This window comes from Streptomyces sp. NPDC002265, assembly GCF_040296125.1.
In the GTDB taxonomy this organism is placed as follows: domain Bacteria; phylum Actinomycetota; class Actinomycetes; order Streptomycetales; family Streptomycetaceae; genus Streptomyces.
The window spans coordinates 1-11,796 of the sequence record NZ_JBEOWS010000310.1; the positions used below are offsets into that span (position 1 = coordinate 1).

The following is an 11,796-nucleotide window of genomic DNA, read 5'->3' on the forward strand; positions in this document are numbered from 1 at the left end:
GGACCGTCGGTCCAGGGGGCCACCATGTGTGCGGGGGTCAGCCGCGATCTTCCGGAGCGACGTAGTCGAAGGTCGGGCCCGCGGTCAGGCCCTCGCCGTCGGGCATCGACATCAGGCTCTGTGCCTGCCCCTTGAGCGCGTACATCGTGCCCACCGACACCCCGAGCATCGCGGGATTGCCGTTGAACGCCTGCTCCAGGAGCTGCAGCAGCTTGCCGTACGCGATGTTGAACGCCTCCTGCGCCGTGCGGATCGCACTGCCCTCCGGATGGTCCTCCAGCCGCGGGTTGGGCCGCATCGGGCGCACCCCGGCGCGGTCGACGGTGAGCGTCTCGCCGGTGGGCCCTGTCTCCGGTGTGTCCCCCGGCTGGTAGCGCCGGCCCTGTGCGAGCTCCTGGAAGCGGTAGTAGTGCGAGACCGCCTTGGTCTGCGGGTGGAACATGTCCATGTCCCCGTCCCACACGTCGACGCGTGCCGCGCCCTCGCCCTGCTCCACGATCTCCTCCAGGGCGGAGAGCGCCGAGGTGAGATCGGTGACCGGGCTCAGCCGCCCGCCGGTGTGCCCGAAGGGTCCTGCCGCCACCTGGCGGGCGGGATCACCGGTGAAGACCTGTTCCTCGCCGAGCTCGGCGCACAGGTGTCGCAGGCCCTTCTCGATCGCGTCGTAGAACTGGCCGATCGTCATGTAGGCGTCTCCCTCGGCCGGGTCGCCCGGGTGGGCGGGTTGTTCGAGGCGGAGGAACATGGTGACCGCCTCCTGACCGAACGGCAGCAGGGACAGCTGCATGGAGGGGTCGGCGTGCGGCATGGGCCGCGGATGCGGCGACAGTATCTGCGGGGTGTCGACGCGAGGTTGCCCGCCGACCGCGTTCAGGAGGTTCGCCACCAGCGCGAGGTGGATCATCTCCTCGACGAACACGCTGCTGACCACCTCGACGGCGTGGGCGTTCCGCTCGGGGTCGAGGGAGTAGAGGGCTGTGAGGTAGGGCGGCAGCGTGGCGTGTTCCAGCTCGATGGCCCACTGCAGGTGCTCTCGCAGGTCCTCGATCGTCGTGATCGAGCGGAACCGGGTCTGGCCGGTGGGGTCTTGATGATTCATGGGGGGTCTCACCTGGGTTTCGTGCGTACGGTTCGGCCGCGGTTGCGGACCGACCTGTGGTCACCGGCATCGCTGCCGGCGGGGACCGCGCGGGCGGTCGGTGTTGTGGCGCGGGGTTGGTCAGGCGGCATACGAGCGGGAGAGGCGGACGGCGGAGATGTCGAAGTTGAGCCTGACCTTGTCGCTGATGAGGACGCCGCCGGTTTCGTCGGGCGTATTCCCGCCGAGCCCCCAGTCGGAGCGGCGCACCAGAGCGGTGCCGGAGAAGCCGACACGGTGGTCTCCGCTCTCGTCCTGCGTTGCCCCGTCGAAGCCGAGGTGGATGTGGAGAGGGAGTTCGACGTCCTTGATCCTGAGGTGGCCCATCAGACGGAACTGGCCATCTCCGCGGTCGGCGAGGCTGGCGGAGCGGAAGACCATCAGCGGATAGGTGGCGGCGTCGAGGAAGTCCGGACCCGCGAGATGGGTGTCCCGGTCAGGGCTGCTGGTGTCGATACTGCCGGTCTGGACGCTCAAGTAGGCCTCGGAGCGGCTGAGTTGGTACCCGTCCAGCTTGACCAGCCCCTCGAACGCGCCGAAGCGCCCGCGCACGTTCGCGATCATGGCGTGCCGGACGGAGAAGCCGATGGTGCTGTGTGCCGGGTCGATGGTGTAGACACCTGTCAGCGCTGTGTACGGGACGACGGTCGACATATGTGGGTCCTTGCGGTCGCTGGTCACGACGATCAGTCGTTGCGAGCCGTCGCCGTGTGCCTGCCGGTGGTGGAGCGGAGCGCAGCCGAGGAAGCCCGGGCAAGGTCCGCAGAAGGACAGACAGGTGAGGGCCCGCGCGTGTGACACTGGGACCGCCGCCGGGACGGCGTTCTGTGTGTCACAGCGTGTCGAGGGGGCAACGAGTCGCCGTTACGCGCGTCGTACGGTCAGCACCGCGGGATCGCCCGCGTCGGGCACCGGGGTGAATCCGTGCTGGGCCAGCTCAGCGGCGATGTCGTCCCGGGAAGCCGGCCACATCCAGAAGGTCTCGGTGTGCTCGCGCAGGACACCGGTCACGTCCCGCACCCAGTTGTCGAAACGGGTCCGGAGGCGGCCGGCGTCGGCCGACAGCACCATGCGCCCGCCGTACTCGTGCCGTCCTAGGCGCTGTTTCTCGGATCTCCTTACATGAGTGGGGTGTTGGCGGCAGGCTGGCTGCATGGGACGCGGTGATCTGACGAAGGCGGAGTGGGATCGGCTGGAGTCGTTCTTGCCTCGTGGTGGTGGACGCGGGGGCCGGTGGAGTGATCACCGCCGGGTGATCAAGGGGGTGCTGTACCGGGTGCGTACGGGGGTGCAGTGGCGGGATCTGCCGGAGCGGTTCGGGCCGTGGGAGACGGTCTACAAGCGTCATCGCCGCTGGTCGGCGGACGGGACCTGGCAGATGCTGCTGTCCAAAGTGCAGGCCGCCGAGGACGCTGCGGGCCGGATCGACTGGGATGTGTCGGTGGACTCCACGGCGGTGCGGGCCCACCAGCACGCCGCCGGCGCCAGGAAGGCACCGCCTGCCGCGGTTCCCCAAAAGGGGGTCCTGCGGCGGACGAACCAGGTCGATCCGGTGCTTCGGAAACTGCTCGCCCGGCTGGAGGAAGTGGTCAGATCGGCGCGTGTCTGGGACGTTCCCGCGGCGGCTTCACCACCAAGATCCACCTCGCAGCCGACGGACGATGCCCGCCACTCTCCCTCCACCTGACACCGGGGCACTACGGAGACAGCCCCCAGCTCCAGCGTGTCCTGCAGCAGGTGTCGGTGCCCCGCATCGGAGTCGGCCGACCTCGAACCCGACCCGACCATGTCCTGGCCGACAAGGCCTACACGTCCCGCGAAAACCGTCGCTACCTGCGACGACGCGGCATATCGCACACCATCCCCGAACGGCTCCACCAGCAAAGACACCGGCAGAACCGCGGCTCCCAAGGCGGTCGGCCCACCGGGTTCGACCCCGAGCGATACAAGAAACGCAACACGGTCGAACGTGCCATCAACCGCCTGAAAGGCTTCCGCGCCGTCGCCACACGCTACGAGAAACGGGCCTACACCTATCTCGGCACCGTCACTTTTGCAGCACTCATCATCTGGCTCCGCACATGATCCGAGAAACAGCGCCTAGTGGCTGGGCGGGCAGGGGGTGGACGGTGCGCACCCGCGGGAGGCGTGCCGCCGGGGGAAGCTGCAGCAGGAAGACGCCGCCGGGACAGAGCGCTTCGGTGACGGCGGGGTGGAGCCGTCGGCGCGAGGAAGGATCGAGGCACGCCAGGGTGTTGTGGCAGATGGCGACACCCGCGACACCGCGCAGGCCGGTCTCCGGGAGGGTGCAGGGGTGGACGGTGATCCGTTCGCGCGCGTCGGCGGGAAGGACGCGAGCCGGGTCATCAGGGTGGCGCTGCATGGACCGCGCGGGTTCGTCGGCGTGCACGTTGACGTCGGACCCGGTGAGGCCCAGCGGGGTGACACGGCCGGTGCCCGTGCCGATGTCCAGCACACCGACCCGCGCGTTGCCCACCGCTTCTCCGTACAGTTGCCGCACGTGCGCGGCATCGGCCTCCCTTTGCAGCACGTCGTGGAACTCGGCACTGACGGTGCAGGCCTCTCCGGAGGGCGCGCTCGTCGGATGCGCGGGCGAACGGGACGAAAGCGAGTGCATCCCCCACGTGACAGGTCCGGCGCCCCACCTGTGACGGGAGGTGTGACACTGTGTGCCACTATGTTGGGTGCATCCGGCGCAGCACATGATGCTCGTCGTCCCGGCCCGCCGCGGCCGCACAGCCTCCCCGGATCCCGGCCGCGGCCCCTATCACGAGGGATGTACCGACCATGCCCGCCATCCTCATCCACGGCGTTCCCGACACCCACCGCGTGTGGAACGGCGTACGCCGACACCTGACCCGCTCCGACGTCGAGGCCTGGGACCTGCCCGGATTCGGCACCCCCCGCCCCACCGGCTTCGGCTCCAGCAAGGAGGAGTACGTCGACTGGCTCGTCGAACGCCTCGAGCGCGTCGGCGAGCCCGTGGACCTGGTCGGTCACGACTGGGGCTGCATCCTCACCGCCCGTGTCGCCTCCCTCCGCCCCGACCTGGTGCGCACCTGGGCCGGTGGCAACGGGCCCGTCAGTTCCCGCTACGTCTGGCACCCGCTGGCCGAGACCTGGCAGGACCCCGTCGCCGGCGAGCGGTTCATGGCCGAACTGGACCCTGAGTCCTTCGCGAAGGACCTGGTGAACGGCTTCGACGCGCCCGCCGAACCGGTGGAGGAGATGGTCCGGCACGTCGACGGCACGATGAAGGACAGCATCCTGCGGCTGTACCGGTCCGCCGTGGCCATGGGGGCGGAGTGGGAACCGGCCCTGTCGAACGTCACCGCACCCGCGCTGGTGTTCTGGGGCGAGCGCGACCCGGCCTGCCAGATCGAGTTCGGCGACGAACTCGGCGCCGCCCTGCGCGCCACCCGCGTCCTCCATCTCGCCTGCAACCACTGGACGGTGCTGGAGCGGCCCGCGGAGGTGGCCGCCGCCCTCGAGGCGCACTGGGCGCAGGGCACCGGACGCTAGCCCGCGCCGGCAAGCGACGAGGGGCGCGGATCTGCGGACCGCCTCGGGCACGGTCGTGGAACACGGACGTCGTCCGCGCCCTCGTCGCACTGCTCCGCTCTGCCCTCGCAGGCCCGCGCGCTGCCTCCGCGGCGCGGGCCGGTGTCACAACCTGCGGGTTCTCAAGGTCTGTCCGCACGAGGGCACGCCAGTGTCCGGTGCGCGCGAGCGGAGACGGGAACATCATGTCGCGAGAAAACGGGTTCGTGATCGTCGGGGGCGGCCTCGCCGCGGGCAAGGCCGCCGAGGAACTCCGGCAACAGGGCTACGACGGCCCGCTCGTCCTCATCGGGGACGAAGCGGAGCGCCCCTACATCCGACCGCCGCTGTCCAAGGAGTACCTGCTCGGCAAGGAGGACCGCGAGTCCATATTCGTGCATCCCGAGAACTGGTACCGCGAGCACGACGTCGACCTGATGACCGGAACGCGCGTGACGGCCGTCGACGCACACACCCGCCAGATCGAACTCACCGGCGGACGCCAGATGTCCTACACCAAGCTGCTCCTGGCGACCGGATCGTCCCCCCGCCGGCTGACGGTGCCCGGGGCGGACATGGACAACGTGCTGTACCTGCGCCGCGTGGGAGACAGCGAGCGGCTCAAGGCCGCCTTCACCCCCGGGGCCCGCATCGTGGTCGTCGGCGGCGGCTGGATCGGCTTGGAAACCGCCGCGGCGGCCCGGACGGCCGGGGCGCTGGTGACCATCCTGGAGCACTCCGAGCTGCCGTTGCTGAAGGTACTCGGCCGGGAGGCGGCCGAGGTCTTCGCCAACCTGCACCGGGATCAAGGGGTCGTCCTGCGGCCCCACGCCGCCGTCGAGCGCATCACCGGTGACGGCACCCGCGCCGACGGCGTCCAGCTCGCCGACGGAACCCGACTGCCCGCCGACGCCGTGGTGGTGGGCATCGGCATCACCCCCAACGTCCAGCTCGCCGAGGCGGCGGGACTGGAGGTGCGCAACGGCATCGTCACCGACGAGCGTCTGCGCACCTCGGCCCAGGACGTGCACGCCGCGGGGGATGTCGCCAACGCCTACCATCCCCGGCTCGGCCGGCATCTGCGGGTGGAGCACTGGGCCAACGCCCTGCACCAGCCCCACACAGCGGCATTGGCCATGCTCGGCAAGGAGGCCGCGTACAACCGGCTGCCGTACTTCTACACCGATCAGTACGACCTCGGGATGGAGTACACGGGTTACACCGAGCCCGGCGGTTACGACCGCGTCGTCTTCCGCGGGAATCCGGCCGAGCGGCGGTTCATCGCCTTCTGGTTGGCCGGTGGCCGGGTCTTGGCAGGCATGAGTGTGAACGTGTGGAACGCCATCGACTCCGTCCGCGCCCTCGTCGAGTCCGGTGCCTCCGTGGCGGACGCGGGCCTGTCCGATCCCGACGTGCCCCTCGACAGCCTTCTGCCCTGACGACCACCGCGAAGGTGACCGCGGCTCGCCGGAGCACGGGGAGGTGCCGCTGCGTACGACCGGGTAACCGTGTCACACGGTCTGTCCCTGTCCGGTCAGCAGTGCATCGGTACGACCCGCCGGACGAAAGCGGACTGCCCCTTCCTCGGGAGCCGCGGCGGACATCGGCCGGAATCAGGGGTGGCACCGCCTTGTCGGGTGCTGTGCGAAGGGGTGATGCCAGATGGACCGGGAACAGGACGACGAGACGGTGCCGATCGCGGAGCTGCTCGACGAGCGACGGCGGCTGCTCAACGTGGCCTACTGGATGCTGGGCCGGAGCCAGGATGCCGACGACGTCGTGGCGGAGACCTACCGGCGCTGGTACGGCCTGTCCGACGACCACAGGATCCGCATCGCCGAACCCCGGTCCTGGCTGGTGAAGACCGTCGGCGGCATCTGTCTGGAGCGCTTGGCGCCGACCGGGCGCTCGCACCCGGGCCCGGTTGGCGGGGCGCTCCCTCAGGACCTGGACGAAGAGGTGAGCCAGGCCCTTCTCGAGGCGCTGGACACGCTGTCACCGGCCGAGCGGGCCGCATTCGTCCTCAACGACGTGTTCGGGATGGCTCCGGGGACGGTCGCCGCCATTGTCGGACAGACGGAACAGGAATGCGGCGAACTCGCCGCCCGGGGCCGGCACAGCCTTCGGACCAGGTGGGCACACCCCACTACACCGCAGCAGCACGACCATGTGGTGCGAGCGGTCCGGCAGGCCTGCGTGGCGGAGAACCCCGACCGCCTGAGGTCCCTCCTGGCACCGGACGCCACCGTGTTCTTCGACGGGGGCGGCAAGGTCAGAACCTTGACCCGGCCCGTCCACGGCGCACGGCGCGTCACCCGCAGCCTGCTGACCCTCCTGGCCGGGCGCCCCGGCACCACACTGCACTGCCAGTCCGTCAACGGCCGCACCGGGATAGTGGTGCGCTATGGCGACGAGGTCGCCGCGGTCATCAGTCTTGACATCGCGGGTGACCACGTCGTGCAGATCTGGGCGGTCCTCAACCCTGACAAGCTCCGCCACTGGAACCGGGCAGCCACGCAGGGGAAATGAGGACAACGCATGAGCCAGGACCTCGATCCGCATGCCGCCGGCGTCTTTCTGACCGCGGAAGCGGCCCTTCTCGAGGCGCGGATCCGCATCCTTCAAGAAGCGATTGACGACGTCGGCACCCGCATCGAACGATCGGCGGAGCGACTGCGCCGCCTTCGCGAGCAGTCCCAATGGGAATCCGGCCGAACGCCCGAGGAACCGCCGACCACGGCCGATCCCGCCCTCCCCGACCCGGAGTCCCGTCACGAACGACCCGAGCGGTCCGCACCCTGTCCACACCGCTGAGGTGCCGCTCACCAAAGGGTGAAGACAGTGGCAGGCACCTCATTAGACGGGGGCCTCGCATCACCATCTTTTGCATGTTCCGGGTTCGGAACTCGTACGCTGTGACATACGATGCACCCACATACATCCCCGGGTCCGAGCCGAGCGGCACCGCGGCTGACTTCAGCGAGGCGCGGCACGGAGGGTTGAGGATGAGAGGAAGACATGGTCTCGGCAACTCGCGCAGCGCATGAGATTGAGGTCACTGCGGAGAGCCTCCAGGAGGACCTCGCCCGCCTGGAGATCCAGAAGCGGGCACTGGAGAGGGAACTGGCCGCCGTGGCCGCCCACCTCGACTCCGTCCAGCGCGCCCTGAGCGCCCTGACGGCCCTGATGGCCGAGCCGTCCGGCCGCCGCGCCGCCGAGCAACCCGAACAAGCGAAGGCCGACACTCCGGCCGTCGCGCCCGCCCGCACGACGCGGAAGCAGTCCGCACCGCGACTGGCGGAGCCCACGCAGAAGAAGAAGCCGACGCCCTCCTCGCCTGCGGAGGCCGACGAACCGCGCAGCTACGGCTCGCTCACTGAACAGATCCTGGAGTACTTCGCCGGCGTCGGCGACGCGGAGGTCCGCGCGCGCGACGTGGCCACGGCGCTCGGCCGAGACACCGACTCCGGGAGCATCAATGCGGTGCGCAGCACGCTCGACCGACTGGTCGGCACCTCCCGCGTACGCCGGGCCGGCCGCGGTCTCTACCGCGCCCAGAAGTCCTGACCGGAGCCCCTTCGGCTCCGAGCACTCAAAGTCATGCAGTTGCCTCGGGCGCCTGCTCGCGGGGGTTCGCACAGGCGCCCGAGGCACGCACCCGCTGACGGACGGTCCGCGGGTGGGCGAGCGATCCCACACCGGCACCTAAGCATTGGCACACGGTGTCGATTCGCTGTGAAAAGTGTATAGCACTCCACACCGTCTTTGAATCCAACGTCCCGCTACCGGCCCCCGACCGGACGCTTAGGGTCACGCCTGGTCCCTCACCTTCGCGGCGGCCCCTCCCCCGCCTGGACTCTCCGACAACTTGTCTTCCCGAAAAGGCTGTTAAGCCCTTTACGCACAGCTCAGTCTCAACACACGTGTGACGGAAGCAGTTACTCTTTCCGTGGCCACTGCAGCAAACATGGCCCTATAGTCATCCCCGCATCGAGTTGTCGCCCGGGCCTTCCCCCCCACCCACCCACGAGCGGCCATGCCGCCGGCGCACCTTGATGCCCATGTTTCTTCCTCTGAGGAGCATCACCTTGCACAGAAGAAAGAAGGCCCTTGGCGTGCCCGTCGGCATCGCCGTGAGCGCGTTGGTCGCGGGCTCCCTGCTCACCCTGCCCGGCCACGCACTCGCCGACGGCCCGAGCGCGACCGCGAACTCTCGCCAACAGGCGCTGCTGGCCGCTGCCGAGGAGTTCGACATCCCGTCGAGCGTGCTGCTCGCCCTCTCCCACCAGGAGTCGGCATGGGAGGGCCACGGCGCCTTGCCGAGCACCGACGGCGGTTACGGACCTATGAACCTCACGGACGTCACCCCCACCATGCTGGCGGGCGGTGCCGCGGGCGCGGCGGGCCGCACCGACCTCGACTTCCTCTCCGCGGACCCCGCCCTGCACACCCTGCGCCAGGTGGCCGAGCTGACCGGGCTGTCCGTCAAGTGCCTGCGCGAGGACGACACCGCGAACATCCGCGGGGGTGCCGCCCTGCTCGCCTCGTACGAGAAGGAGTTGGTCGGGGCGACCCCCGCGGACCCCTCCCAATGGTACGGAGCCGTGGCCCGGTACAGCCAGGCCAAGCAGAAGCAGGCGGCTGCCTCCTTCGCCGACCGCGTCTTTCGCACCATCCGCAGCGGCGCCTCGGCGACGACCCAGGACGGCCAGCGCGTACGTCTGGCCGCCGGACCTACCATCAACCCCGCCCGGGAGCAGATCAACTCCCTGCGTCTGAAGTCCTCTTCGACGGCGGCCGCCACCGAATGCCCGACGACCGTCGCCTGCACTTTCGTCGCCGGATCACCGGTCGGCCGTCAGGTCGCCGACCGACCGACCAACGGCATCCGCATTGACACGATCGTCATCCATGACCTGGAGTCCACTTACGACGCCGGCGTGGCGGGCCTGGCGAACCCCACGAACCCGGGCGCGACCCACTACGTGATGTCCTCGACCGGCGCGGTCACTCAGATGGTGCCCACCAAGGACATCGCCTTCCACGCGGGGAACTACTCGACCAACCTGCACTCGATCGGCATCGAGCACGAGGGGTACGCCGCGCACGGCGCCGCCTGGTACTCGGAGGCGCAGTACCAGTCCACGGCGGACCTGGTGAAGTACCTGGCCGATCGGTTTGACATCCCGCTGGACCGGCAGCACGTCATCGGCCATGACAACGTTGCCGGGCCCAACTCCGCCCTGGTATCCGGCATGCACTGGGACCCGGGTTACGCCTGGGACTGGAACCACTTTATGAGCCTGCTCGACGCCCCCGTCAGCGGCGTATCCGAGGTGCCGCAGCCCGGCTCCGTCGTGTCGATCAAGCCGTCGTTCGCGGACAACGTGCAAACCCTCCAGATCTGCCCCTCCGACGACCCGACCGGCCAGACGACGACCTGCACCGAGCAGCAGCACCCGACCAACTTCGTCTACCTGCACACCGCCCCGAGCGAGACGGCCCCGCTCTTCGGCGACCAGGCGATCCACGGCACCGCGCCCGGCACCGGCCGGGTGAACGACTGGGGCAGCACGGCTCAGGCCGGGCAGCAGTTCGTCGTCGCGGACGTCCAGGACGACTGGACCGCGATCTGGTTCAGCGGTGCGAAGGTGTGGTTCCACAACCCCGGCGGCGTCAACACCCGTACCAGCTACGGAGTGAAAATCATCAAGCCCGCGGACACCGCTCCCGTGTCCCTCTACGGCTCCAGCTACCCCGACAAGGCCGAGTACCCGGCCGGCCTGGGCGCCTCCACGCAGGCACCGCTGAACATGTACGACATCCCGACCGGACAGGCATACGTGGCCACGCGGGAAGCGGCCGCCACCGACGATTACTTCCCCTCCAGCGGAGCGGTGGTCATCGGAGGCAAGAAGATGTACACCATCCAGTACAACCACCGTGTTGCCCTGGTCTACGCGAACGACGTCACCGCGACCACAGCCGTCCACCACTGGGAGAACGACGGCAACTGATCCTGCCGTCCCGGTAGTTGACCGACCTCAGGGGGCCCTCACGCGAAGTGCCGTCGGGCAACCCTGCATGAGGGCCATCACCTTGCCTGTTCCGCCCTCATCGACTCGAGCGCTCACTTCGGCACCCGCCGACCGGTCACAGACGCGAGGCGTCGTCGGTCAATAGGGGCATGAGCCATTCCCTCGCATCGAAGACCAGCACCGACGGGCCTGTCACCGTCATCAAGAGCTACATCGTGCCGACGGACGAAGCCGACCACTTCACAGGCGTGTACCAGGAGAACGCCCGGATCATGGCGGCCCAGCCCGGCTTTGTCCGCTCCCGCCTGCACCGGCCCCTCACGGAAGGCCCGGAGACCCGCTTCGTCCACATCGCGGAGTGGACGTCGGGGACCGCGCTCGACAAGGCCACCGACAATCCCGAGTGGCATGCCTCGCTGCAGCGCATGTTCGACGACCCCGACCTGCACATCACCTCAGAACCGGCGAGCTACCGCGTCGTCGTCGAACTCCACCCCTCCTGACAATGCGTCACTCGGCATCCTGGCCTCGAGGGGTGCTTCCGTCATCTGCAGCTTGCCGGCGTGCTGGGCGTCGGCCCACCAAGGAGCAGGCGTCTTCTTGCAAACCGGGGCCGCCTCCCGCAGGGGGAGCCGCGGCAGCCCGGACCTTGTCCTCGCGGCCGGTTCGCGCGGCGTCCGGCTTTCGCACACCCCGCGGCCGCGAGGACGGCCCCCGACAGGGCTCGCGCGCTGAAGCAGCGCGCGAGCCCTCACAGAAGGGCGTTGCCGGTCGAGGACGGCCGTCCCTTGCACTAAAGAGGTCCTAACAGAAGCCGTTGATCATGTGACTTTCGGCTGGGGTGGTCGTTGGTCTGGTCATGGGGATACGTCAGTCGCGGCCGTGGATCGTGTCGGATGAACTGTGGTTGCTGATCGAGCCGTTGTTGCCCGTACCGGCGCCAAAGCTGGTGGAGGGCAGACCGCGGGTTCCGGATCGGCAGGCGTTGTGCGGGATCCTGTTCGTGCTGCATACCGGCATCCAGTGGGAGTACCTGCCCCAGGAGCTGGGCTTCGGTTC

Annotated in this window: 12 protein-coding genes and 1 pseudogene; 9 read left to right on the top strand and 4 right to left on the bottom strand. The window is 69.1% G+C overall.

What is annotated here, in order from left to right; translation table 11 throughout:
• Positions 1 to 37: 37 nt before the first annotated feature.
• From ABT085_RS36310 to ABT085_RS36320, 3 genes are all read right to left on the bottom strand, one after another.
• Positions 38 to 1,099 carry a ferritin-like domain-containing protein gene (locus ABT085_RS36310; protein ID WP_351618025.1) on the bottom strand — a complete coding sequence of 354 codons (1,062 nt, stop codon included), beginning with the start codon at positions 1,097 to 1,099 and terminating at the stop codon, positions 38 to 40.
• A gap of 120 nt (positions 1,100 to 1,219) precedes the next feature.
• Positions 1,220 to 1,792, bottom strand: coding sequence for a YceI family protein (locus ABT085_RS36315; protein WP_351618028.1), 573 nt, complete (start codon positions 1,790 to 1,792; stop codon positions 1,220 to 1,222).
• Between the two features lie 210 nt (positions 1,793 to 2,002).
• A complete protein-coding gene (locus tag ABT085_RS36320; RefSeq protein ID WP_351618031.1) occupies positions 2,003 to 2,209 on the bottom strand; it encodes a hypothetical protein in 207 nt (68 codons plus the stop codon).
• An 82-nt stretch (positions 2,210 to 2,291) separates the two neighbouring features.
• Here ABT085_RS36320 and ABT085_RS36325 point away from each other — a divergent pair.
• Positions 2,292 to 3,223 (top strand): annotated as a pseudogene (locus ABT085_RS36325) (IS5 family transposase).
• On the opposite strand, the gene ABT085_RS36330 reads toward ABT085_RS36325, so the two are convergent.
• Complete coding sequence (locus ABT085_RS36330) at positions 3,204 to 3,776, bottom strand: class I SAM-dependent methyltransferase (RefSeq protein WP_351618034.1); 573 nt, start codon at positions 3,774 to 3,776, stop codon at positions 3,204 to 3,206. The pseudogene ABT085_RS36325 and the gene ABT085_RS36330 overlap by 20 nt on opposite strands.
• Before the next feature lie 170 nt (positions 3,777 to 3,946).
• Between ABT085_RS36330 and ABT085_RS36335 the strand changes: the two genes are divergently transcribed.
• From ABT085_RS36335 to ABT085_RS36370, 8 genes are all read left to right on the top strand, one after another.
• Positions 3,947 to 4,681: an alpha/beta fold hydrolase gene (locus tag ABT085_RS36335; protein ID WP_351618037.1), complete on the top strand. Its 735-nt coding sequence runs from the start codon at positions 3,947 to 3,949 to the stop codon at positions 4,679 to 4,681.
• Positions 4,682 to 4,905: 224 nt separating this feature from the next.
• Positions 4,906 to 6,138 (top strand): NAD(P)/FAD-dependent oxidoreductase, encoded by a 1,233-nt coding sequence (locus tag ABT085_RS36340; RefSeq protein ID WP_351618040.1) that lies wholly within the window; start codon positions 4,906 to 4,908, stop codon positions 6,136 to 6,138.
• Positions 6,139 to 6,361: 223 nt separating this feature from the next.
• A complete protein-coding gene (locus tag ABT085_RS36345; RefSeq protein WP_351618043.1) occupies positions 6,362 to 7,228 on the top strand; it encodes a sigma factor in 867 nt (288 codons plus the stop codon).
• Positions 7,229 to 7,237: 9 nt separating this feature from the next.
• Complete coding sequence (locus ABT085_RS36350) at positions 7,238 to 7,513, top strand: hypothetical protein (RefSeq protein WP_351618046.1); 276 nt, start codon at positions 7,238 to 7,240, stop codon at positions 7,511 to 7,513.
• A 204-nt stretch (positions 7,514 to 7,717) separates the two neighbouring features.
• Complete coding sequence (locus ABT085_RS36355) at positions 7,718 to 8,266, top strand: hypothetical protein (protein WP_351618048.1); 549 nt, start codon at positions 7,718 to 7,720, stop codon at positions 8,264 to 8,266.
• 494 nt (positions 8,267 to 8,760) lie between these two features.
• Positions 8,761 to 10,716 (top strand): N-acetylmuramoyl-L-alanine amidase, encoded by a 1,956-nt coding sequence (locus ABT085_RS36360; RefSeq protein WP_502982886.1) that lies wholly within the window; start codon positions 8,761 to 8,763, stop codon positions 10,714 to 10,716.
• Between the two features lie 170 nt (positions 10,717 to 10,886).
• Entirely contained in the window at positions 10,887 to 11,240 is a 354-nt protein-coding gene (locus ABT085_RS36365) for an antibiotic biosynthesis monooxygenase family protein (RefSeq protein ID WP_351618054.1), read from the top strand.
• Between the two features lie 356 nt (positions 11,241 to 11,596).
• Positions 11,597 to 11,796, top strand: a 200-nt coding sequence (locus ABT085_RS36370) for a transposase (protein WP_351618057.1), incomplete at its 3' end; no start/stop codon positions are given.

Excerpts from the sequence above, each read along its gene's own strand:
- ABT085_RS36310 (WP_351618025.1), bottom strand. The coding sequence starts at position 1,099 with ATGAATCATCAAGACCCCACCGGCCAGACCCGGTTCCGCTCGATCACG.
- ABT085_RS36315 (WP_351618028.1), bottom strand. The coding sequence starts at position 1,792 with ATGTCGACCGTCGTCCCGTACACAGCGCTGACAGGTGTCTACACCATC.
- ABT085_RS36320 (WP_351618031.1), bottom strand. The coding sequence starts at position 2,209 with ATGGTGCTGTCGGCCGACGCCGGCCGCCTCCGGACCCGTTTCGACAAC.
- ABT085_RS36330 (WP_351618034.1), bottom strand. The coding sequence starts at position 3,776 with ATGCACTCGCTTTCGTCCCGTTCGCCCGCGCATCCGACGAGCGCGCCC.
- ABT085_RS36335 (WP_351618037.1), top strand. The coding sequence starts at position 3,947 with ATGCCCGCCATCCTCATCCACGGCGTTCCCGACACCCACCGCGTGTGG.
- ABT085_RS36340 (WP_351618040.1), top strand. The coding sequence starts at position 4,906 with ATGTCGCGAGAAAACGGGTTCGTGATCGTCGGGGGCGGCCTCGCCGCG.
- ABT085_RS36345 (WP_351618043.1), top strand. The coding sequence starts at position 6,362 with ATGGACCGGGAACAGGACGACGAGACGGTGCCGATCGCGGAGCTGCTC.
- ABT085_RS36350 (WP_351618046.1), top strand. The coding sequence starts at position 7,238 with ATGAGCCAGGACCTCGATCCGCATGCCGCCGGCGTCTTTCTGACCGCG.
- ABT085_RS36355 (WP_351618048.1), top strand. The coding sequence starts at position 7,718 with ATGGTCTCGGCAACTCGCGCAGCGCATGAGATTGAGGTCACTGCGGAG.
- ABT085_RS36360 (WP_502982886.1), top strand. The coding sequence starts at position 8,761 with ATGTTTCTTCCTCTGAGGAGCATCACCTTGCACAGAAGAAAGAAGGCC.
- ABT085_RS36365 (WP_351618054.1), top strand. The coding sequence starts at position 10,887 with ATGAGCCATTCCCTCGCATCGAAGACCAGCACCGACGGGCCTGTCACC.